General features: G+C 57.0%; 18 protein-coding genes and 2 pseudogenes. 7 read left to right on the top strand and 13 right to left on the bottom strand.

What is annotated here, in order from left to right; genetic code table 11:
* Positions 1-4: 4 nt before the first annotated feature.
* Complete coding sequence (locus E2L05_RS13695) at positions 5-646, bottom strand: PEBP family protein (protein WP_133343470.1); 642 nt, start codon at positions 644-646, stop codon at positions 5-7.
* 361 nt (positions 647-1,007) lie between these two features.
* Here E2L05_RS13695 and E2L05_RS21125 point away from each other — a divergent pair, with 361 nt between their 5' ends.
* Positions 1,008-1,244 carry a tyrosine-type recombinase/integrase gene (locus tag E2L05_RS21125; protein ID WP_243721980.1) on the top strand — a complete coding sequence of 79 codons (237 nt, stop codon included), beginning with the start codon at positions 1,008-1,010 and terminating at the stop codon, positions 1,242-1,244.
* Positions 1,245-1,428: 184 nt separating this feature from the next.
* The gene (locus E2L05_RS13685; RefSeq protein ID WP_133343469.1) at positions 1,429-2,169 is read left to right on the top strand and encodes a sulfite exporter TauE/SafE family protein; all 741 of its coding nucleotides are present in this window, start codon (positions 1,429-1,431) and stop codon (positions 2,167-2,169) included.
* 65 nt (positions 2,170-2,234) lie between these two features.
* On the opposite strand, the pseudogene E2L05_RS21120 reads toward E2L05_RS13685, so the two are convergent.
* Positions 2,235-2,753: pseudogene (locus tag E2L05_RS21120) on the bottom strand (aldehyde dehydrogenase family protein); the annotation flags it as partial.
* 630 nt (positions 2,754-3,383) lie between these two features.
* Here E2L05_RS21120 and E2L05_RS13680 point away from each other — a divergent pair.
* The 5 genes and pseudogenes from E2L05_RS13680 to E2L05_RS21115 all read left to right on the top strand — a co-directional run.
* The gene (locus E2L05_RS13680) at positions 3,384-4,076 is read left to right on the top strand and encodes a GntR family transcriptional regulator (protein ID WP_243721979.1); all 693 of its coding nucleotides are present in this window, start codon (positions 3,384-3,386) and stop codon (positions 4,074-4,076) included.
* A gap of 178 nt (positions 4,077-4,254) precedes the next feature.
* Positions 4,255-5,241 carry a TRAP transporter substrate-binding protein gene (locus E2L05_RS13675; protein WP_133343467.1) on the top strand — a complete coding sequence of 329 codons (987 nt, stop codon included), beginning with the start codon at positions 4,255-4,257 and terminating at the stop codon, positions 5,239-5,241.
* Between the two features lie 57 nt (positions 5,242-5,298).
* On the top strand, positions 5,299-5,829 hold the full coding sequence (locus E2L05_RS13670; RefSeq protein ID WP_133343466.1) for a TRAP transporter small permease: 531 nt from the start codon (positions 5,299-5,301) through the stop codon (positions 5,827-5,829).
* Between the two features lie 2 nt (positions 5,830-5,831).
* On the top strand, positions 5,832-7,115 hold the full coding sequence (locus E2L05_RS13665) for a TRAP transporter large permease (protein WP_133343465.1): 1,284 nt from the start codon (positions 5,832-5,834) through the stop codon (positions 7,113-7,115).
* 400 nt (positions 7,116-7,515) lie between these two features.
* Positions 7,516-7,845 (top strand): annotated as a pseudogene (locus E2L05_RS21115) (integrase core domain-containing protein); the annotation flags it as partial.
* 297 nt (positions 7,846-8,142) lie between these two features.
* Here the strand turns inward: E2L05_RS21115 and E2L05_RS13655 are convergent.
* The 11 genes from E2L05_RS13655 to E2L05_RS13605 form a co-directional block, all read right to left on the bottom strand.
* Complete coding sequence (locus E2L05_RS13655) at positions 8,143-8,802, bottom strand: YcjF family protein (RefSeq protein WP_165971770.1); 660 nt, start codon at positions 8,800-8,802, stop codon at positions 8,143-8,145.
* 186 nt (positions 8,803-8,988) lie between these two features.
* Entirely contained in the window at positions 8,989-10,170 is a 1,182-nt protein-coding gene (locus E2L05_RS13650) for a prohibitin family protein (RefSeq protein WP_133343463.1), read from the bottom strand.
* On the bottom strand, positions 10,167-11,786 hold the full coding sequence (locus E2L05_RS13645; RefSeq protein ID WP_165971769.1) for an ATP-binding cassette domain-containing protein: 1,620 nt from the start codon (positions 11,784-11,786) through the stop codon (positions 10,167-10,169). Before E2L05_RS13645 ends, E2L05_RS13650 begins: the two co-directional genes overlap by 4 nt.
* 16 nt (positions 11,787-11,802) lie before the next feature.
* Positions 11,803-12,069: a hypothetical protein gene (locus tag E2L05_RS13640; RefSeq protein ID WP_133343461.1), complete on the bottom strand. Its 267-nt coding sequence runs from the start codon at positions 12,067-12,069 to the stop codon at positions 11,803-11,805.
* Positions 12,070-12,143: 74 nt separating this feature from the next.
* Positions 12,144-12,428, bottom strand: coding sequence for a hypothetical protein (locus E2L05_RS13635; RefSeq protein ID WP_133343460.1), 285 nt, complete (start codon positions 12,426-12,428; stop codon positions 12,144-12,146).
* The gene (locus E2L05_RS13630) at positions 12,379-16,269 is read right to left on the bottom strand and encodes a type I polyketide synthase (protein WP_133343459.1); all 3,891 of its coding nucleotides are present in this window, start codon (positions 16,267-16,269) and stop codon (positions 12,379-12,381) included. The genes E2L05_RS13635 and E2L05_RS13630 overlap by 50 nt, the downstream gene beginning before the upstream one ends.
* Positions 16,266-16,934, bottom strand: a complete 669-nt coding sequence (locus E2L05_RS13625) for a class I SAM-dependent methyltransferase (RefSeq protein WP_165971768.1) — start codon at positions 16,932-16,934, stop codon at positions 16,266-16,268. The genes E2L05_RS13630 and E2L05_RS13625 overlap by 4 nt, the downstream gene beginning before the upstream one ends.
* On the bottom strand, positions 16,934-18,070 hold the full coding sequence (locus E2L05_RS13620; RefSeq protein ID WP_133343457.1) for a citrate/2-methylcitrate synthase: 1,137 nt from the start codon (positions 18,068-18,070) through the stop codon (positions 16,934-16,936). The genes E2L05_RS13625 and E2L05_RS13620 overlap by 1 nt, the downstream gene beginning before the upstream one ends.
* Complete coding sequence (locus E2L05_RS13615; RefSeq protein WP_133343456.1) at positions 18,067-18,816, bottom strand: glycosyltransferase domain-containing protein; 750 nt, start codon at positions 18,814-18,816, stop codon at positions 18,067-18,069. The genes E2L05_RS13620 and E2L05_RS13615 overlap by 4 nt, the downstream gene beginning before the upstream one ends.
* Positions 18,813-19,802 carry a TauD/TfdA family dioxygenase gene (locus E2L05_RS13610; RefSeq protein ID WP_133343455.1) on the bottom strand — a complete coding sequence of 330 codons (990 nt, stop codon included), beginning with the start codon at positions 19,800-19,802 and terminating at the stop codon, positions 18,813-18,815. The genes E2L05_RS13615 and E2L05_RS13610 overlap by 4 nt, the downstream gene beginning before the upstream one ends.
* 20 nt (positions 19,803-19,822) lie before the next feature.
* Positions 19,823-22,835: SDR family NAD(P)-dependent oxidoreductase (locus E2L05_RS13605; protein ID WP_133343454.1), on the bottom strand; the 3,013-nt coding region annotated here is incomplete at its 5' end.

Raw genomic sequence — 22,835 nt, 5'->3', positions numbered from 1 at the left:
ATGGTCATTCTACCGTCAGGCGGCACAGAACAGTGTTGCTTTGCTCCAGATCTGGACCCCAAATCAACTCAGCACTCTCAACCCAATTGATTTTGTCGTAGCCGTCCTTGGGGCTGACCTGGCGTTCGGAATAGACATCCGCTTGCGGCCAATCAGAGGCATCAAAATCGGCTGTATCCCATCCTGCGGGTTCAGCCGCCATTTCAAACGTGCAAACTCCTTCGCCCGCGACAGGATCAGTCGCAGATTCACAGGATTTGTCGATCGGTGCGGTATGGATCACAAGACACTGCCAGCCATCATCACTGACGGCGACAGGTGACCCTGCCTCATCCAAAATCTGCAAAATCACGCCGCCGTCGCCCATTTGTTGGCGCGAGGTTCCAATATACTCCAACCCTGTGTCGTTCTCTTTGAAATCCTTGGCGACCAAACCAATTACAAAAGGGCGCTCGGCCTCAAAACTGAACCTTTCAGCATTAAACGACCGCTCTGTGGTGATTGATACGCTGTCTTCTGCAACCTGTACGCCATCGATGCGCATCTCAAACCAATTGTCGGCCCAAACATCTGCCGAGAGGGTTTCAGCTGAAAGCGGAAGTACAGTTGTGGCCAGTACGGCCAGTGCGTTGAGAGCAAGCTTCATGATTGGATCCTTGGCTGAGGCAATACATCTTTAACGCAGCCGATGTGTTTTTCCGTCGAAAGAAATCGTTATGAAAGCGATCAGTTGAAGCTTCAAAAGCAATGTTGATTACTTTCGCTCTTGGCACATCGAACCGCAGACCTCCGCCCTCGCACGCGGAACGTCGCGAACGGGCCGAGCATTTGCGCGCGCAACCATACCATGTGCGGTGAAAATTTCTGTTCTGGGTGACGCTTTGACAGCACGAATTGGTGGTCGAGATTTTCTGACTTGGAGAGCCGGTGAAGGGGCCACCCGTGCTGAGCAAAAACGAACTTGGGCGCATTTTGGTTATGGCTCCCAGCCTGAAGGCCCCCGCGTGATGTTATCGCTGGCCTATGGTTGCGGGATGCGTGCCGACGAAGTTGTGCGGCTGAAGGTGGGCGATATCGACAGCGCTCAAGAAATCACTCGAATTTTTCAGGCAAAGGGCTGCAAAGACCGCGACGTCGTGCTGCCTGCGGGTGTTTTGGGCCTTCTGCGCGACGGGTTGAAAGCCGCGCTTCCCTTGGTCCAACCCGAGACGATGGTCAATTCTCACGCCTCGGCCTGTTATTGACTGAATGCGGTGCAATCATACCGGGTATGCATTTTCGGGGCGAAATTGCGTAGGGCCGTTAAAAATATAGGGCCCGTTGAAGACACTTGAACTGGACCCATAAGAATGCTGCCACTGGCACAATCAACCGTCGGGTTGATCGGATAAGGGCAATTGCGACCCCCTGTTTGGCGGAGACCCCCACATGTTTACCACGTTGACGGCGCTTGTTGTTGGCGCAGTCTTTTTTTCAGCCCTACTGCGCGGGATAGCAGGATTTGGCTTCGCGCTGGCCGCTGTGCCGATCTTGTCGCTTGTCTTGCCACCTTTGCAAGCCGTGACGCTTGCCGTTCTGATGCAGGTGATTGTCGGGGTACACGACATCTTTTCGATGCACAGTAACGTACACAAACCCACTTTGATGCGGCTTTGTCTGGGATCGCTATTGGGAACACCAATTGGCATCTTTGCTCTGGCAGCGCTGAGCCCAGATGCGGCAAGGATTCTGATTGCAGCAGCCGTTTTGGGCGGGCTCGCATTGCTTTTGCGGTACAAACCAACAGAACCACGCCCGCGCCATGGGCTTGCTCTGTTTGCTGGCGTTGCCTCTGGCGCGTTCTCTGGGTTGGCAGCAATGCCCGGGCCACCCGCCGTTGCATTTTACCTAGGCAGTGGCATCAGCGCGGTACAAACCCGCGCTTCGCTGTTCTTGTTCTTCTTTGTCACCGCTTTGATCGCAACACCGGGCCTGATCATTGCAGGCGGTGTAAGCGCCCAAATCCTCGCCCTTACCGTCATCTCAATACCGGCGCTGGCACTTGGCACAAAAGTGGGAACGGAAGTGTTCAACAGGTTGGATGGGGACCAGTATCGCCAGGTTGCGATTGGCGTCATGGGCTTGTCAGCCGTTATTGCCGGTTGGCGTGGCTTGTCCGGCTATATCTGAGGCGACACACCGACCAACCTTGGCAACCGTCAACCCAGAGCCCACGAAACCAACCGGTTGGCACCCATAAGAAACACAAGACCTAGCGGGCCAAGCTCGCCAAAGAATGGGGTCCGCTCTGACCGCGCCGCGCATGGATCAAGCAGGGAAACACAACCCGTAACTGAACCGATGAAGCCGACCGTACTGATCAGCGAGATTGGACCACGGCCTGCCCCACGGCGCGGTTTCCACCCTGAACTTGGCCAAAAACGCTCGGATACAGATTGCAACTCGTGATCGCAGCATCAATCGGTTCGGCAACCACATCAGACGTCCGGCTTGCACTGAGTGACCTTTGACAACCACTGGGCATCCCGCAGCAAGCGCCGCCGCCGTATCGCCACCCACCGTTGAAAAGGCCAGTGGAAACCCCGAAGCTTCGAGCACCGCCAATGGGGCAACGGATCAACCGAATTTCAGTGCGGGGACATGGCGCACGATCAGGCACTGCTTCGTCAATGCGGCGATCCAAATATTCCCCGCCTCCGCTCGCCATTCAGGCGAGCCTCTGGCAGACCTGTATCATTGCAGCCAATAGGCGTAGGTTCGTCGAAGGGTTCGCCAAGCTAAGGATCAACCTGCTCACATCACGCCCTGCGGACCACCACCGCATGACCAAACGACGTTTCAGCGTATGCTCAATCTTGGAAGAAAATTTTCCACATCGACCATATTTGTACTTATTTGTGATTTTCGAGCCTGAGTTAGCCACCATCCCTACATCAGGCACAAACTCGGGCTGATGCCCGAAAGGATGGTCGTTTTCATGGGCGCATATGCGGGTTTGGAAATACTGATTATCCGTGGCTAAGCGGACCGTTTTGTCACCATCACAGCCCAAATCACCATCACGAACACATCCATTCGCTGGCCTGCTGCACGCTGCCCTTATCCAACTGATGCAGTGATCAAAGAATATCTCGACAGACGTGCACTTTAAAAATATTTGTGAAATCCAAGTCGTCAGGTATTGAGTTGCAATCGGTCGCATTCACATGTGCCCATGCGACCTTAGGATGGCTTCCCACACATCGTTGTCGGCGCATCTAGTCTTTATGTATACTAGTTGATATACTAGTTCTTAGCGCCCATCTTTAAGTCCGCCACCCCGCGGCGACCGGCATCTCGCCGGATACAAGAAAAGCTGCAGCATGCCGGAAGAGGACAGGACAGTGACGGAAACAGCCACACCCCAAACCCGCCAAAGCAGCGTCGCAATGATTGTCGAATTTCTCTATCGCGAAATCACCTTGATGCGCCTTCTGCCCGGCACTCGCATTTCAGAAGCTGACATTGCCGCCCGCTTTGGCGTTTCCCGCCAACCCGTTCGCGAGGCATTCAGCCGACTTGAGGCCATGGACCTGATCTTGGTGAGGCCCAAAAAAGCGACCGAAGTGCGGAAGTTCTCGGCAAGCTCAATCGAGAAAAGCCGCTTCGTACGCGCCGCAATCGAAGCGGCCGCCTTGCGCAAAGCAGCCAAAGCCTGCGGCCCTGCGGAAGGCTTCCAACTTGATGCGCAGTTGGCGCTTCAGCGTAAAGCATGGGCCGAACGCGACCAAAAAGCCTTTGCAGAGCTCGACTATGATTTTCATAAGACTGTGTGTGAAATTGGCGGTGTGCCCTATGCGTTTGACCTTATTCGGGCTGAAAAGGAAAAGGTCGATCGCCTGTGCACATTGGGCCTTTCAAAAGAAGAACGCATGCCGCAACTTATAAGCGATCACCAAGACATTGCTGACGCCCTCAAGGCCGGTGATGGCGAAGCTGCGGTTGATGCGGGCATGGCCCATCTGACCAGGCTGGACGAAACGATCGCCGCGATCCGCAAGACCGGCTCGGCATATTTCGAAGACGGCGACGCATAGCTTCGCGCTTTCGCGGTCGAAATTCCCGATCATTTCTTGTGAAAACTGAACGCGGCGAAGCATACTGGGGCGTTGGCCTATTTTTATCTTGTATCCCAGATAAAATACAAGCATGCTCCCGTCGTAGGCCAGAGTCGCTTGGAGGGCGAGGCCACGCAAAGCAACCTGGAGGGGACGCATGACTATCAATTTCAAATTTACAACTCTCACGGCCGCTGCCGCATTGGCAGCAGGGCTTGTGTCTGGTGCACATGCAGCCGATCTGCGCGGCTGGAACATCCACGTCGAGGACTATCCTGTGTCCGCCGGCATGGAGTCGTTCATCGCCGAAGTAAGCGAAAAAACCGGCGGCGAAATTTCTGGCAAAGTTTTCCACAATGGTGTTCTGGGCTCGCAGCCCGACGCAATTGAACAAGTGCGTCTTGGCGCGCTCGACTTTGCTGTCTTCAGCCTTGGGCCGATGGGCCAATCCGTACCCGAAACCAATGTTGTATCGCTTCCGTTCATCTTTTCGAGCGTACCAGAGATGTACCGCTTGATGGATGGCGCCGTTGGCGACGCGATCGGCGAAGGCATGAAAGAAAAGGGTATCATTGCTCTTGGCTGGTATGCAGCAGGCGCACGGTCTTTCTATAATTCGGTTCGCCCGATCAATACACCGGCAGACGTCGAAGGCCTTAAGGTCCGCGTCATGTCCAACGATCTCTTCGTGAAAATGATCGAAGCAATGGACGGCAACGCAACGCCGATGGCCTTTGCAGAAGTCTATCAGTCACTGAAAACAGGTGTCGTGGACGGTGCAGAAAACAACCCACCATCCTACGAGTCGACCAACCACTTTGAAGTGGCCAAGTACTATTCCTTGTCCGAGCACCTGATCATTCCAGAAGCGCTGGTCATGAGCAAAGCGACTTGGGACAAGCTCACGCCCGAGCAGCAGGACATCGTGATGGCAGCAGGCCGCGCAAGCGCCGACTACCAGCGTGAACTCTGGGCAGAGCGGGAAGCGGCAAGCCTTGAAATCGTCAAGGCTGGCGGCACCGAAGTGAACACCATCGCCGACAAAGCGCCATTCCAGGAAGCCATGACCCCGGTTTATGACGCCTTCCTTGAAAGCAACCCGGACCTTGCCGATCTGGTCAACATGATCCGCAACGCCGAGTAATCTCAAAATGGGGACCGGTTTATTCCGGTCCCCGTCATTTCGTTTGAAAGACAGCCAATGACCTCGGATCTTGTCTACGGGCAGCGGGTTGGGCGGGCTCTCGGGCTCATCCGAACGGTTTGCCTCATAGTGGCCTCTGTCGCTCTTGTTGTTCTTATCTCGACATTCGGATGGCTGGTGTTTGGCCGCTACGTCCTGAACGCCACCCCCACTTGGGTCGAACAATTAGCACTTCTTCTGATTTGCTATATCGCGTTCCTTGGGGCCGCTGTTGGCGTGCACGAAAACACGCATATTGGCGTGACTCTTTTTCGCGACATGCTTCCTGTCACGACACGCAAATGCCTGATGATTTTTACAGATTTTGCTCTGGCCGCCTTTGGTATCGCAATGCTCGTCGCTGGTATCGCTTTAATGCGCTTTGGCTGGGATACGATGCTGCCCATGCTGCAGGTGCCAGAATCCCTGCGCACGGCGGCAATCACCTCCCTAGGCGCGTTGATGGTTCTTTTTTCTGGCACACGCGGCGTCGCCCGCATCATCCGGTTCGACGCGTGGTCGCCCGATACCCTGTTCGAGGATAATTGACCTTGGGACTTCTTCTACTTCTTGGCGTTTTCGCAGCGGGTGTCGTAATTGGCGCTCCTGTAGCTTTTGCAATGGGTATCGCCGCCGCCGCGGCCTTCTGGTACGAAGGTTTTCCGGCGCTGATCACATTCCAGCGCGCCACATCCGGCGTATCGGTGTTTTCGCTTCTGGCCATTCCGTTCTTCATTTTCGCCGGCGAAATCATGCTGCATGGCGGGATCGCCAAGCGCCTAGTGAAGCTTGCATCCGCACTGGTGGGTCACCTCAAGGGCGGCCTTGCGATGGTCAACATCTTCTCGTCGATGCTTTTCGGCGGCATCTCAGGGTCTGCGGTCGCTGATATTTCAGCCCTTGGGTCACTGCTGGTACCCGTGATGAAAGAGCGTGGCTATCGCCCTGATTTTGCCGTCAACGTCACAGTGACCTCATCCATCGCCGGGATCGTCATTCCACCAAGCCACAACATGATCATCTTCGCTGTTGCGGCTGGTGGTGGTATTTCCGTCTCTGGTCTGTTCCTTGCCGGTGTTCTGCCCGGCATATTGATGTGCGTCAGTCTGGCTGTTGCGGCCTACATCTTGTCAGTCAAGCACAACTATCCGTCCGAGCCGTTCCCGGGTTGGCGCGTTGTTGCAGAGACTGCGCGCGATGCCATTCCGGGTTTCATGACTGCGGTCATCATCGTTGGCGGGACGCTATCGGGCGTCTTCACCGTGACGGAATCTGGTGCCTTTGGCGCAATCTATGCTCTTTTGCTCACGACGTTCTATTACAAGACACTGACGTGGGAAGCCTTCAAGACCTCAGTCACCGGCGCGGTTCGCACGACGTCGATGGTAATGATCCTGATCGCATTCGCCAGTTCGTTTGCCTACCTGTTGGCCCTGTATCAAGTGCCTGCAAAACTGTCGGGGCTGCTCGTCTCGATTTCGGACAACCCGATCATCATTCTTTTGATGATCAACGTGATCCTGCTTCTTTTGGGTATGATCATGGACATGGCCGCGCTGATCCTGATCTGCACACCAATCTTTCTGCCCATCGCCAAAGGTCTTGGAATGGACCCCACACAGTTCGGCATCATGTTGCTGATCAACCTCGGCATCGGCCTGTGCACACCCCCTGTCGGAACCTGTCTTTTCGTCGGATGCGCCGTGGGGCGGATACGCATCGAAGAAGCCATGAAGTCAATCTGGCCATTCTACATTGCCATTTTCGTGGCGCTGATGCTGGTCACCTATGTTCCTGCAGTGTCGCTTTGGCTACCGTCGTTTCTTCTGAACTGATGTGCAACGTCGCTAAAGTCTGACTCTTTTGTCGGCCAAACCTCACGAAATGCGCGGCTCACGTCGCGCATTTCTGTGCCTAATTCTACCTTCCCTGCGTCCTGCGCGGTCAGCATCATGAACCGCCCCGGGTTTGCCGGAGGCTTCAACTCCTGAATAGGATGAAGCCACAACGAGCAAGACAACACACAAATATCCTCCTGAGGTCCGCGAGCGTGCGGTGCGATTGGTGCTGGACAACCGGGGCCAGCACAGTTCCCGCTGACAGGCGATCATGTCGATCACCGCAAAGATCGGCTGTTCGGCGCATACGTTAAATGAGCGGGGCAAGTAGGCAGAAGTCGACGGCGGCAAACGGGCGGGCGTCCCGACAGATGTCGCCGACAAGATGAAGGCGATGGGGCTTGCTCACCGCTCCGACCGCGGCAGCCAATACCTGTCGATCAAATACACAGATCGGTTGGGAGAAGTTGGTATCGAGCCCTCTGTCGGCAGCGTCGGATACAGTTATGACAATGCCCTGGTCGAGACGATCAACGGTTTGTTCAAAGCCGAGGTCATTCAACGCCGCGGACTATGGCGCAACTTCGAGGCAGTGGAATACGCAACACTCGAATAGGTGGACTGGCTCAACAACCGCCGTCTGCTTGAGCTTATTGGGAACATTCCGCCGAAAGAAGCGGCGGCCAATTTCTATGCGGCCATGGAAACTGAGGAACGAGCCGCGTGACTAACTGCAATCAGCCTCCGGCAACCCCCGGGGCGGTTCGAGGCCACTTTTCGATCTTCAACGTGCAACCCAAAAGAAACGTGAACAAAGCCTCAGTTGCGTCTTGGCCGCCTGCGCGGTGTGAGCATGATGAGGAAGAAGATCATCAAAAGCGGCGTCAGCAATAGTGAAAACAAGAAGGTTCCCAAAAAACCAAGCCTCGACCCGGTACCGACGACCGCTACCGGGATGCAAAGCAACACGTAAATCGCCGCAAGAATGTAGATCACTGTGTCACCCTAGCTTGTTTATGCACCTCTACGCAGTCGAAGCTGCCGCATCGGCCGAAGCTGCCGCAGTATCGTCAGACGTCTTCCTGCGAGACGCAAGTAATTCAGCGGCCAGTTCACGCCCCTCTTCATATGCGCTGCGGACTTGCGGCACATTGGACCGAGGATCGAAATCGAACAGCGTACCGCCCATCTCGAAGTGTCCAATAAACATCTTGCCAATAACATAAGCCGTTGCACCATTCGCAATCGGCAGTGTGACTGTACCCGCTGCTGTGCCAATCCCGGGGATCAGTTTTGCAAGACTGAACCCGACTGTAACCGCCGCTCCAACAGAGCCAAGAACACCCATTATCGACAGGACCGCTGTTCTGGCAATCGCTGCCTTGAAGGGCTGATCGTAAAGCGTGCAAAGTCGCTTTACCAACATCACATTGGACGCAAGGCCAGTTGCGATATCCACCAGCGGGACGGGTATCAGGCCCAATCCCAACGACGCGACGATGTGTTCCTTGACCATTCTTTCGGCCCGAAACTGCCGTGTCTCTTCGGTGATCATAACTGTTCCATCGTCGTGATGAGCCGCCTTCATGTCGGCTGCTGGCGAAGCACTCGCGCTGTTCGCTTTATTTCCCTTGGTCTCGTCTGAGTCCGCCGGTGTCGTAGAGGTTTTTGGTCTGGCTGCCATGATTGTCTTCTCACCTAGTCTGAAACCGCCTTTCACAATGAGACGACTCAAAGCAAATGGCGCATTAACGGCAATAAGCGGGGCAAGAAGAAGCCTGCGCCCAATCCTGATTCTTTTTTTGGGACGTCCAGCGGCCCGGATACTCATTTCACTATACCATGGATTGAATAGAAATGGCACATTCGATCAATTCCTTTCTACTTCCGTCGGGCGCGGCAGACCGGCTTCGTTGGGCACAAGTGCCCATGGCGGAATCAAGTTTCCATCTTCGGGCATTCTGACTTCACCGTCGCTTGGGCGATCTGGAGTAAATATGGTCCCCGTGGGGGCCGTTATGTCCAATCCGGTCGGGGCCAATTCGCGCAAGGTATGATTCGCATCAGGAAACAATGGCGCAAGCCTGTCAAAGTCGAGGTTCCCGGTGTCTTCAGGCACAGGAACGATCTGTGGCGGCGGGCCGGGCGGCAAGGCACCGATTTCTCCACCCAGAATAATCGGCAATTGCCCCTCACCCGATCCGATAACCACCATCTTGGCATTGTCTGAACTCGCCAATTTCACAGTCGCTTCGATACCCTGCCACGTCAGGACATCTTCGCTCAACGAGGACGCCACAATGGAATAGAAATTCTGAACGCCGATCGCCTCTATCCGCTTCCTTTCCGCTTCCGCCCGTTGGGATGCCAGAATGAAGTCGTAGGATTCTGCGATCTGCTCCTGCTCAAGCTTGCGATTGATCGCAAGTCGAACGATGTCGGGCATTTCCAAACGCATGATCAGCACAGACGTGAACTCGACCAAGTCACGAACAGCAGTATCATCGAGTTTTGCCGCTATTTCGCCCTGAAAAATACTGAAATCTGTGGAATACACTGCATGAGACGTGTGGCGCGAAAAAACTTCGCGGACCGTCGAAACCACGATGGGTTCAATCACACGCTCGCGGTAATTGGGGCCCAACTCTTGATGTAGCTCACCAAGCACATCGGCTTTGGGGCGGTAAAGCACGGAAATTTCGATGTCAAAGGACATGCCTTCAGACGACAGCGCCCGCATGTTGTGGCGGCTGTTCTGCAGTCGAATTTCATAGGTGTAAAAGCGGTCCCAAGGCAACTTGACCACCAAACCTTCGCCATAAACGTCCGTCTGTGTGCCGCCAAGAAACGGATCATAGCGCACCCCGATTTCGCCGGGAAGGACGTAGACGAAGATCGACCGCGACAGCGCCATGATAAGAAATCCAACCACGACGATAACTGCCACTGGATAGACGAAGAAACCGCGCCGCACGAAGGGAATTCGAATGTCCTCATCAATTGGGCGATCGTCGTCGGGGTCAAGGATGTCAGCTTCGGGTCTCCTTTTCATGCGGACCTCAGCGAAAGCTGCCCTTCTTCCATGAAATAGAGCCTGTCAGCTTGGCTGAAATAGCGTTCGTCATGAGATATCACGAGCACTGCATGTCCTTTCGCCTTCAGATCTGGCAGGATCTCTTCATAAATGCGGCGACGGAACTCTGGGTCCTGTTCAGCCGCAATTTCATCAAACACCATGATATCACGGTCTTCTAAAATCGCTATCGCCAGCGCCAGACGTTTGCGTTGGCCCGTGGACAGGTTCAGCGTCGTGAATTTACCATCAACATACGATGTTTTGCCGCCCAGTCCCACATAGTCCAGCGCGCTATCGACCGCCTCTTTCGGGATGTCGCGATGCCCGTAAAGCCGATCGAACAGATGAAAGCTCGCGAATATTGCCGAGATGTGCTGGCGGTAACTGATAGCATTGGCCGCAGTGATTTTCATGCCGTTCCAAAAAACAGCGCCGGATGTCGGTTCGTAAAGTCGACAAAGATTGCGCAGCAAAGTCGTTTTACCAGATCCATTTCCGCCCACGATGAAAACGATCTCGCCACGCGATAGTGTCAGGTCACAAGGTCCAATGCTGAAACTGTCAGAGCCGCCTTCTGCTGTCGGGTATGTATAGGACAGTTGGTTAAGTGCCAAAGATTCAAACGGTGGCAAGCTCAGGCTTGGCACGATTTCAGTGTGCTGGATGTCTTTCAGTTGTCTTTCCAGTTTGCGCAACTCCGTAAAGGCAGCGTCACCTCTCAGGATCGTCGGCATGATCCGCAAAAGCCCTTCGATCAACAGCCAGATCACTGAGGAAACGTAAACGATTTTCATCGCCGTCGCGGCGCTATCGACATATTGGGGCGTTATGAAGGTGACCGAACCAAGCAGAAGATAGAAACTGGCAAACACAAGCACGCCAAAAGCTATCATCGAATCCAACGCCTGCAATCGCGCCGAACGGGCAGACACCGCCCGGACCGTCAGGAAGTTCTTGAACAAATCCTCGCTGCGATTTCGGTCCATGCGTGCTTCTGGCAGACCATCCAGAAGCGAGTTAAAGCTGTCAAAGAACCTTCGCTCCGCCGCTTGTCCAACCGCCATGGCCTCGCGCGCCTTCTGCGTTCGAAACCGGCTTGCCAACACAACAATCGCAGTCAAGGCGACCACTAGAACTGCCGCCATTAACGACAAGGTTGCGACGTATATGGTCGCAAGGACGAATGTCACGGCTGAGGCCACGCCTTGCGTCAGAACAGCGGGACTTTCTGCAAGGATTTGCGCATTCCGTGCGAGCGTGGATTTAATCTTCTCTTGGCCAATCATTTCAACCTGAACGAGATCGGCTTCCTTGAGCAGTCGCGCATATTGAATCCGCATATGGTGGGCGATACCTTCGCCAACTGCGTTCATGATCCGCGTGGTTTCACCTCGTGACACCACAGTTATCGCGCACACAAGAATGAACGCGGCGAACAATTCGTAATCAGGCCCGGCGACTGGATCATAATCCGTCACCGTGTTGACCAAGATCGCCACCCCGAGTGTTCCAAGACTGGACAAAGCCACATAGACATATACCCAGCGTCCGCTGGACAGGATGGCACGATGAACGACGGTCACAAACTCCATGGGTGTATCTTGGTCCTCAGGCTTTGTTCTGGTCGTTTTGCGCCGCGGTCTTCGCCTCATATTCAGCCAACGCGAATTCCAAACGCTCACCCATTTCTATAAGGCCCTTTAGTGCCATCGTTAGTCCGATCAGGATAACCGCATGATGAACCTCAAAAAAACCTTTGTAGTCAGGAAGGGTTTCTTGAAGGAACTCATCAATTCCCATGAACATCAAGACAAAGCCGACTAAGACGTTCAACACAGGATGCCTTGAAATCTTTGACAAGGGCCGCTGGATCACCTTTGCGATCCGCAGTGAAAGCGGTAAGCGCGTGGGAGCGGACCGAGGACGAAAGAGTGCCATTGGGCTGGTTCCTACATCGCTACGACGTCGGGTTCAGCGGCGTCCAGGTTGTCATCGACAAAGGCTGCAAGTTCACCAATGGTCAGTTCCGCCCTCGGCTTGCCTTCCGGCAACAAAAGCGGCTCGTACATGATCTTTTTCCCAATTGATTGGGTCACCAGCGCCAGAACATTCAAAAGGTCGATCGACGTCAGCCCAAGGTCGGCCCGCATCCGTGTATCGGGCTCAAGCCACTCAGGATCGAGATCAGACCGAACCTTGGCGATACTGGTTGTGATTGTCGCAATGCTCGACATGTGCACTGACCCTTCCGTCTGATGTTTTACTTAGAAGCGTCAACCTCTGAGCGAGGCGAACAGCCTCCACCTCAGGGATATTGCACAGGGCAACATGATAGGTATCGACCTCAAGAAGTGTAATTGAAATTGACTCCGACGCAACCACAATTTGAATCTGGTCGCCGCGCAGCCGGGCCCTGAAACGGGTTGGCGCCCCCATCAATCCTGTGCCAATGGCTTTGGCCGCAGCTTCCTTTGCGCACCACACCGCTTTGGCCCCGAACCGGTCGATTACCGCACCCTCCGAGGGATGAAACGCAAGTGTATTGCCTTGAAATGGGTCATCTGGCGCTGCGACAGGCTCAACGTCGATTCCCACCGCCGTACCCGGCGGCGCGACAGCGCCAACGGCCGCTCCGGCGCAATGAGAGATCGAGCAGTGAACGCGCGTTCCATCCGGCTGAACAAGTGAAGGCCGACCCGAGGCATCTTGCGCAACGCTCAGTTCCATCAGATCGGCCGCCATCGGATCGGGGAGCGTGCACAACCCGGCTTCTTTCACCGCGATCCTGCCCATCAGCCACTCTTCTTGTCGCGGACCACGTGGAGGAAGAGCGCGAAACGTGTCGCGTTCGCCTTCTGAAAGGCAGGCAATCGCCAAGGAGCGAAGCCAGATACGATTGCTGGTTGTCAAAAAGCCGCGATCAAACCCCCGGATCATTCTGACAGTGACACCGCCCGGCGCGGCAAGCTGCTCGACCAACGAGGCTTCTTGCCGACCGCGGAAAAAGCTTGTTTCGAAGCGGCGCGGCCAGTGGATGAACACCATCTTCAGACCGTCCATGCGAACCAGAACCTGCCCCCCTTGCGAACGGTAGTCCAGTGTTCCGATGAGCGTTCCGTCAACGGTCGATTGTTGGGTGACGACGTGCAAAGGCGTTCCCGCCACCGGGCGGGGACCGTAGAAATTGATTGACTGCACAAAGACGGGAAAAACGCCGAAGCTGCTGGTTGTTTTGTGTTTTTGATGCAGAGCAAGGATTTGACCTGCACTATCGAGAAGCGGCCCCGGCACCTCGCGCGGTCCGCGCAAACCCGGGATGACGAAGCGGTCCTCGGTTGGCGCAGTCACACACAAGGCGATCCCTGTTTCAGACCAGCCCGACACGGCCCCAATGCTTGTGAAACTGGGGCCGTGGAACAGCCGGTCGGCAAACTCTTCGCCCGTGCACACCGGACTACCGTCGCGATGGTTTCGTGGCGGCGAGCCCATGTCGTCAGGAAGCGGCACGGGCGGCGCAGGGTAGGCGCGCTGCAACACAACCTCGCAGGTAACGGCCAAACCGCCACCACTGTCATCTTGCGCATTGGAATGATCCATTTTGACCGAGAACCGGCGCGCATTTGCATCCGCACCAGCTTGTGATTGCACCACAAGGCGAAGGTCAATCTGCCCGCTATCTGCCGCGATCCAGCGATAACCGCGCAAATTTTCGATCTGGGTGACAACCCACCCGGAACCAGCAAGCTGTGAAGACGCCGCCGCCGCAATTTCAGCGGACATCATAAGGGGCAGTACCGGCAATCCGTGGCGCACCGGGTCAACCGAGCGAGCTTTGCAAAAGGCGTGATCGGCCAAAAAGCTCTGGCGCGTCGGGTCCATACACAGGGAGGCCGACAGCGTGCCGCCGTCAATTTCAAGATCCGTCACTCCGAATTGAGCCAGCGGTTCGTGCGGCAGCGCAGCAGGGGTCATTTCCACCGTCGGCGCGGGACGAGCCGGTTCAGCATCGGTCATAGCGTCCGACGCTCTTAACTGTTGCGTGAGCGACGAAAAGATCCGCGTTTCTTGCGCGAGCTGGGCGCGCATAAGATCAAAATGCGCGGCTGCGATGGCAGACAGCATGGCCGATTTTGGTGACTGCGCCGCAGGCAAAGGCGGATCGTCTGGCAGCGCGGAAACGATCGGTTGCACCAAGGCTGGAGTCGTCTTCGGCGATTTCTCACAGGTCAGACCGGCAACTGGAGCAGTCACACGAGCCGGGTCGCGTCGCGCAGGTGCCGCTTTGTTCGGGTGGCCAAAATCTATCCGGTCCAACTGGCCAAGCGTGAACATCTGGGCCAATGTCCGCAAGATCGTGGTGCCATCCAACCGGGTCTCTGTATCCATGGCCAAGGCATTATGCGGCGCATCCCCAATCGTATCGCGCACGAACCCAGCAAGATGCCCCCCCGGACCGACATCAACGAAAACCCTGATGCCATCGGCATACATTTGTTTCAGCGCTTTTCGGAACAGGACAGGCTCGCTCCATTGCCGGGTCGCAGTTTCGATGATCTCATCGCGCGTTTCCGGAAAAGGCGCGCCGGTGAACCCGCTGTACAATCGAACCTGCCCTGCCCCGAGATCAAGCATCCCGTAATCCTTGATGAAGCGGTCCACGATAGGGCGGAAATGAGGCGTGTGATAAGGCGCGCTCAGCGGCAAGCGTACAACCAGAATCCCGTCTTTTCGCAATGTCTTCAGGCGCTGTTCCAGCACCTTGACAGGGCCCCAGACCACTTTTTGGCTCGGGCAATTGTCCATCATCATCAAAACCGTATCATCGAGCAACGTGTCCACCACAGACGGGTCCATTGACGATGGCACGGCCAGGGCAAAGCACCCCGCCCCCCCGCCCGGTTCAGACAAATCGGCACCATCGCCAAAACTGTCATCCGCTTCCGAGAAGAGGCCGCACATGTGCGACAGCACCGAGAATTGTCCGCGCCGCGTGGTCGTTCGGATCACCCCAGCGGCCAACATCGCGGCATTCTCTCCGTTCGAATGGCCCAACATGGCATCGGGTCGCAAACCCATGCTTGTCAGCAAATCCGTATGCGCCAAGGCCGACGCAAGACCCGCATAGCCACCGCCCGCCAAACCGTGAAATGATCGCGCAGCCGGACTGTCATCGGGCCAATCCTCCAGCAAGAGACGGCTGGGAAGGGGCGATAAGTTGGCCGGGTTATAGCGATCCAGCGCATCAAACCAGTCGCGCAGGCCGGGATGAACAGCCAGTGTCGCACGCAGCATGCCGCGATACTGCGATCCCTGACCTGGAAAAAGAAAGGCAACAGGGTCTTTTCGAGCGTCCGGGTCGAAGAACAGGCCCGCCGGGTGTGTGACACGTCCCTTTGCCGTAACAATCACCTTACGGGCAAGCGCCTTGGTGCGCTCCGCGTCATCGCCGTTGCGATACAAGAACGCCAGCCTTACCCGTTGCTCCGACGTCGCCGCAATCCCGCGTGCGCCCGGTTGCCAAGCCAGTAATGCATCAAGCAACCCCGACCGATCCTGCGCGGCAAGGGTGATCACCTCAACCGGAGGGTCGATCAGTCGCTGCGGGTCGCGCGCAGCATCATCTCGCAGGATGATCCAACGGCCATCGGGCAAAACCAATCCAGCTTCACGCTTATCTGCCCCGCTGATCCAAGGGCGAGCGTTCTCCCAGGACATTACATTGGGACCGATGCGCCTGTCGTGTAATGCGATAGATAGATCCCAAAGGGCTTCGCCTGTGTCGGCCCCTTCAGCGCGGCGTTCCAGCCATAAGGGCGGTGACCGCGTGTCGACAGGCGGAAGCTCAATGTCCCCCATCGCGATAGTGACTTCGGGCAAACGATCCGGCGCACTATCCGGCAACACCAGCAGTTGCGCACCGGGTTCACGGGCGGGCAAGAATACAAGCGCGCCCTTTTCGCAGTGCAAGCTTCCTGTTTGTAAAGCAGCGGCAATGCGCTGCGACAGCGCGTCCTTAGACGTATTTACCAGAGCATTGCGCCCCAAGGACAAAGACGGCTTGATCCACACTGTCACGAAGCGGCCCGGATCACGACCTCAAACCCCAGTGCAGCAAGGCCGTCATTGCCAAATGCCAGCGTCGAACACGACGCTAAGCCTGCCTCATGCAAAAGCGTTTCCATCTCTTGCGGGATGAGCTTTTCCTCCAGGGTTGTGGGCAAATACCCAACCTCTGCGCGCATCGCATTAAATCGATCCATCAGGTCCTTGGGCATATCACGACGTGCATCATGGATCAGACCAATTCCGGCGGGTCGCAAAACGCGCGCCATCTCTTTCAATGCAGTGCGTTTGTCGGGAATATGGTGGATCGTTGCACGGCTGACCACCATATCAACACTTGCATCGGCCAGCGGTAACTCCTGCGCATCGCCTTGGCGCATTTCAGCCCGCACGGACTGCGCAGCAAAACGGGCATTGCCGGCCATAACCATGTCGTCGTACAATTCGAGCCCGATCATCGTCCACCCGGCAAAGGCCGCACGCTTTGACAGGCGATCAAGGACCACACCGGTGCCCGCGCCGACATCGACAAAAGTGCCTGTCTGAACCGGGCGAAGCGCCTCGCAGCGGTCAAGGAACAGTTCATCCCATGGCCCGAGAACCGCCTCGGAAAATCGATCATAGTCTGCTGCGTTCTGGCGGTTTCGCAAACCCTTGGCGAGCAACTTTTCTGACATCATAGCCACCCTGTGGGAAAGGAGTTTAGGTGATCCCGCGCGGTCTGGCGACGGACGCCAAAAGCAGGACGGTTCTTACGTTCAAGGACATGCGCGGTCATGCCGACCGAGCGCGCCATCATCGCCAATCCGGCGGCGGTACCGGGATCGCGAATGCCAGCGGCGATCATCGCGGCACCACAAGCAAAATCGACATTGGGCCTGAGGTTCGCTTTTGCCTGCATATGCGCGCACGCCTTGTCATAGACACCCCAGATCGGATGCACCGACCCAAGCTCTTCGGCACGGGACCGAATGCGCGGCGGACGCGGGTCTGTATTCAGCAACGGATGGCCAAAGCCCCCAACCATCTGACCCGATGCCAGCATGTGATCAAGTAAGGAGGCGATGTCCTTGTCGGTCGATGATCCATCACCGGACTGCGCCGCAGCAAGGACGCCAACCGCCTGCATTGTCGCCCCGATATGTAGCGGCCCAGCAGCGGCAAACCCCGCCGCCACGGCATGCTGAACCGAAACACCGGTGCCAATGGCAATGCGCGGTATCATGACTGAAGGCGGGAGCGGCCCAAATCCACCCGTCCAACCAACCATCACATCTTCGATCACTTTCAGATCGCAGGCCGCAACATCCGCAGTCTCTGCATTCAATCCGCACGACCGTTGTATAAACCCGGCCCCGGCCACTGATGGGCGTGTCTTGCCTCGGGCCGCGCGCCACGCCGCAATCACCCCGGGCACGGCAGCGGTAACCGCCAAGCCGAATTCTGCATCTTTCGGCAACGAGGGCAGCGCAGTTCGCAAAGGGGCGGCATCTGCGTCTGTGGTGGCACACAGGCCAGCCATGGCTGCAATGGGCATACCTGCGCCGCCCGCAGATATTGCGTGAGCAGTCAAAGCCGCCGGATGCTCCGGACCAACGGCTTCCATTCTGTCCAGCAGAGCATGATCCAGCGCAACGGGATCAGTTTTGGTGTCGCCCAATACCAGAAGCGTCATTTCCGAAAAACGAACGTTCCCGATCAGATCGGTGATCGACCGGCCACGAACCTCAAGCCGGTCGGGGTCAATCGAAACGCCATCAATATCAGTACCCCGATACAGCAGCGTCTTTGTATCCGCCTCTACGCCCTTCAACTGGAACGCTCATCGTAGGTGTCAACGAAGGTAAACCCGACGTTGTGAAACATCCTGAGGCCATAGTCGATGACGATGCGAGGGTAGTAGTTGGGGAAAAGTTTTCGGAGCTTGCCCTGCTCGGACTCGGGCGCAGCAGGATGCGGTTCTGTCGCCAATACGGCCGAGAAAAGCTCACGGGCAAAATCCGTTCTCGCGATCCAAAGCCCACCGTTCAGGTGTTTGTAGTCAGAGCTTTCGGACCCCGGCAAACCAAGTTCAAAACTGGAAAGGTCTTCGGCGTTTGGCCAGCTCAATTGACACCCGCCAAACACCATGTCCGCCCCCGCAAAATCCCGTGCCATGTCATCCACAAGCCGATCTGGGTCGCCTGCAAGGATCGCATCGCGACTGTCCGCATGCAGCACCCACGGGGTCCGGATGTCGGCCAGTGCATTCAGGATCGCCTGCGGTTTATGGACTGCGTTCGACCATTCAGTGAACTCACGGCCGGCGACAACGACCGGCACACCCAAGTGTGCACAACTGTCCTCGAACAGCCCCATGGCGTCGTGGCCGTTGTTGCAGGTCAGAACAGTTACCCTGTCACTCTGGCCGATTTGCCTTGGCGCTGCGCCAAACACATGTGCGCGAATTCGAGGCCAAACGGGTTTGAAATCGTGATACCCTTGCGCATGGAACAGCAAAGGCTCCGTTCCTGTCAGCGTGTTGTAAAACCTGCTTCTTACGGGGGCGGCGACGCTCATGCTGCCCTCGGAAGAGCAAACGCCGGCCCGCCAAGACGCACCAGGATAGAACGCTCGCCGCTGTCCGTCTCTGCTCGGCCATGGAGAACGCGATGATTGTTGATCAAGACGATATCGCCTTGTTGCCAGTATATTTTGCGCGTCAACTTTGCAGAGGTCTGCTGCACATCTTCGATAACAGATTTGGGCAACTCGCTCCCATCGCCTGCACGAACCACGATCGGGCATTCCGCGCTGCGCAATCCGGGCAGGTTCTTGGCCGCCCACCCCGAGCGGAACGCCATTTCGCCCATGTAAATAAAAAGCGCATTGTTGATGAAAAGCGTCTCCTGCTCATAGGTGCGCAACGCCGAGCAAGTAAATTCTGCGCTGACGGTGCCAGTCTCGGGGTCATACGTCATGGTCAGATCGTTGCTGGCACAAAACGCCCGCGCTTCGTCAAGATTGTCGGTCATGAAGGTCGCTTGCCAGTCGCCCTCGACAAGGTTCCGCACATACTTGATCTGATGGTCGCGGAACCATGCCTGCGTCTCTGGTTTCAGCGCCTGATACAGCGCCGCGCCATCGCATAATGTTGTCTGCCCGCCTTCCAAAGGCGGTACATCGGCATAGAACCACAACAATTGCGGCGGCTCTTTCATGTAATACATCTCACCATGCAAGGGGATGCCGAAGTTCGCTTTGTGGCCTGTGGTCGTCAAAACCGTGTTGTGGCCCCCAACCTTTTCCCGGTCCAGCATGGCAAACCGCAAACCGCCGCCACGATAGTTCGAAAAATCGTCGGTCAGTTGATCTGAAAACGCAACAAAACCATCAGTGTCATGGGTAAACCCCCGAAAAAGCAACACGCCATAGTGCTGTAGCAACGCGCTCACGTGCTCTGGTGTGATGTCGTTAAGCGCACGGCCGCGTGCCTCTATAATCGCCCCGATCCCCGTATCGATCGGGGCCGATGAGAAATCCTGTTCCAACGTGTCAGCGTGCATGGTTTCGTTTCCTCTTGGTGTCACGTTCGGTCGACGGGGCACTCGGCCCCCAAGTTTTCCATCCAATTTCCCCGCCCTGCGATAAGCTCTACCGGCGCGCTTTCCGTCGTCAGTGCCCAATTGGCGGTCGCAGCGCCCGCTTGCAGCGGAATTGCTTCGATGCCACGGGCCCGAAACTGCGCGTTCACAGCCTCCGAAGCCATACCGGCCCCGGCCCAAGGGCCCCAGTTAATGGACGCGACTGTTACATCCGGGCGTGTTGATTTGAGCCAAAGTGCGGCACGGTTCAGCACCTCGTTTGCCGCGCCATAATCAGATTGCCCTCGATTGCCCAAGCGCCCGGCAATGGAACTGAAGAACAATACATGACTGTATCCAGCCGCTGCCGGGTGGGCCAAAAGGATATCAAGCGCAGCCGTTTTAGTGCCCAAAACCCGGTCAAACGAGGCCGGTGCCTTCTGTGCGATCAGCTTGTCCTCTATGATGCCAGCGCCATGCACCAGTCCGTCGATGCGCGCGTGCACGGTGTGGATCTGGTCCATTGCTTCGGTCACAGCGGCGCGGTTTCCCAGATCGACGGCACGCACATCGACCGTGAAGCCATGCGCCCTGAGATCATTCAAACCGGCGCGCGCCGCCCGATCGCGCAAAATCCGTTCGATCCGGGTTTCCACTTCGGGAGGACGCGGCATTTCACCCCGCGCACGGGCCGCTTCGATCAGAACGCGGCGCAGTGCGTTGGCGTCGCTTGCATCTGCATATGCTGGGTCCTCTGCCTCGGGTTCGGCGCGCCGGGATAGCGCAATAATCCGGGCGCCGGGCGCCGCTATGGCCTTGAGCGCCGCAACGGTAACACCCCGCACGCCGCCTGTCGCCACAACGACCGCATCTTTGCCAAGCGCCGGTTCGTGCTCGGGATCTGTTTGACGCTCGCACTCGACCACATCCAGAACGACGCGTCCCGCGCTTGTATACCCAACCTCCACGCGGCCCGTCAGGAAACTCATTTCGCGAAGCAAAATCCCTGCGGCCTCAACGTCAGGGATGCTCGCAGCAAGATCAATCGCGCGAACGGCGATCTGCGGATGCTCTAGCGTGACAGAATTCAGCAGCCCCTGAACACCGCCAGCCGCGCAACACGCAAGGTTGCCTGGCGGAAGCCCTTCCATCGCAGTACGGCCCCCCAGTCCGCCCAGCCGCGTCAGAGCAAATATCCGGGCTGGTGTTTCCGCTGTGCTCGTCAGATCAGGCAGTGCGGCGGAAATCGCCCGGTACAGCGCTGTGGTCCCCTCAGCCGTCGCCGTGGACCAGTCGGCCGATTGCACACAGCCCGCCAGATGGATCAGACCACGGATAGGCCCAAGTGCATCACGGGCGTCTGCAATGGCTTCCGGCAACGCATCCGGGACGGGATCCAACACGCGGTGCTCAGTGCCCGTCGATGTCAATTTCTCAACGACCGCGGCGGTCAACTCCTCCGGTCCGCGCAAGACAATCAATGGCCCGAGATCAGTCTTCCCAACCGCCTCTGGTAAAGTGCACGCGCGTGGGGCCATGACATAAAGTGGGCAATCTGCGTTGTGGGGCGCCGTGGTGGTTGCGGTGTTATCCGCCTCCGCCGCCGACGCCCCTTGGTCAAAAGGGCGCGCGCCCTCCCCGGTGCTGATGGCAGACATTGCCGCATCAACCCAAATGTCCAGAACGCGTTCTCGTGCCACCCTTTCAGCATCTGACCGAAACGCATCGACCGCATGGGGCGGCAATGTCCCGATAAACCGTTCGAGGATCTCTAGCCGTTTGATGGATTCAATCCCGAATTCTGCCTCTACATCAAGGTCAAAGGCAATCATGTCATCGGGGTATCCGGTGTGATCCGCAACAATTTTCAACAAAGAGGCGGCAACACCGGCGCGGTCCAAGGGCGCGGACGCAACTTCCGAAGGGGCCGCTGTGGCAGGCGGGGGTACTGGTGCCGTTTCTACCCTGGCAGCGGCAGGGACCGGCACCGGTTCTGGCAACGGCGGGGCGGCGACCGGCAGGGCGGACACGGGCGCATTCACCACCGTTTCGCCCGGCGCACCGGTCAACAGCAAATTCATCACCTGCTCCTGCGTTTGCAGGAATTGGCGCATCGTGGCCTGATACTCGCTGTAAGCCGTAAGCAGACCGTCTTCGTTGGCTGAGTTCATCAAAGCTCCTTTTGTATCGGAGGGCGTGGTTTCTGACCTGGGCGTGGCAGGCTCTTGGCGCGGCACCGGCACAGTGTCGATCGTCCGAAGCTCGTAACCCCCGGGACGCGCGGCAACCTCGGAGTGGGCGGGCCGAATGTGCATTCCATCCACCAGCCAAGCCGATTTCGGCACGGCGGTCGCCGCCGCTTGTGTCAGCACCGCAAGCGACACACCCAAACGCGGCGCAAGTTCGGCGACATCAATATCGTATCCCTTTGCCCAAAGCCGCGCCAAAGCGACCAGCATTCCGCGCAAACCCCGCCCGTCATCCATTGAGACAATTTCAACGTTGCTTAGCGCGCCTTCTTGTGTCCCGCCGCGCCCTTTCAAAAGCTTGGCGGTCAGATGGCTCAGCACACCCGTTGGCCCAACCTCGACGAAAGTGCGCGCACCGGCATCGTACAGCGCCTCAACTTGGGCGATCCAATCCACTGGTTCACAAATTTGGGCGATGAACTGCTGGGCGATGCCATCGGGCGTTTGGGGAAATGGCTTGCCGCCACGGGCCGATATCACTGGGCAGTTTGGCTCGTTCAGTGCAACTGCGTCAAAAGCTCCGGCAAACCTGGCCGCTGCATCGACCATCAAGGGTGAATGAAACGCCCCCCCGACCGGCAGCATCCGCGCGGCACAACCGGCATGTTCCAGCCCTTTGGCCGCCGCCTCCACAGCGGCCTTGGCGCCAGAAATCACCGTCTGATCCGGCGCGTTCAGGTTGGCAATCACCACATCGGCGTGGTGGGCCAGCACCTTGGTCACTTGGGCGACCGGCGCTGCGACTGCGCACATGCCACCCGGCGCT

It is taken from the genome of Meridianimarinicoccus aquatilis (assembly GCF_004358675.1).
GTDB classification, from domain to species: Bacteria; Pseudomonadota; Alphaproteobacteria; order Rhodobacterales; family Rhodobacteraceae; genus Meridianimarinicoccus; species Meridianimarinicoccus aquatilis.
The sequence above is the reverse complement of the archived record's forward strand: the minus strand, read 5'-3'. Positions and strand labels throughout refer to the sequence as shown.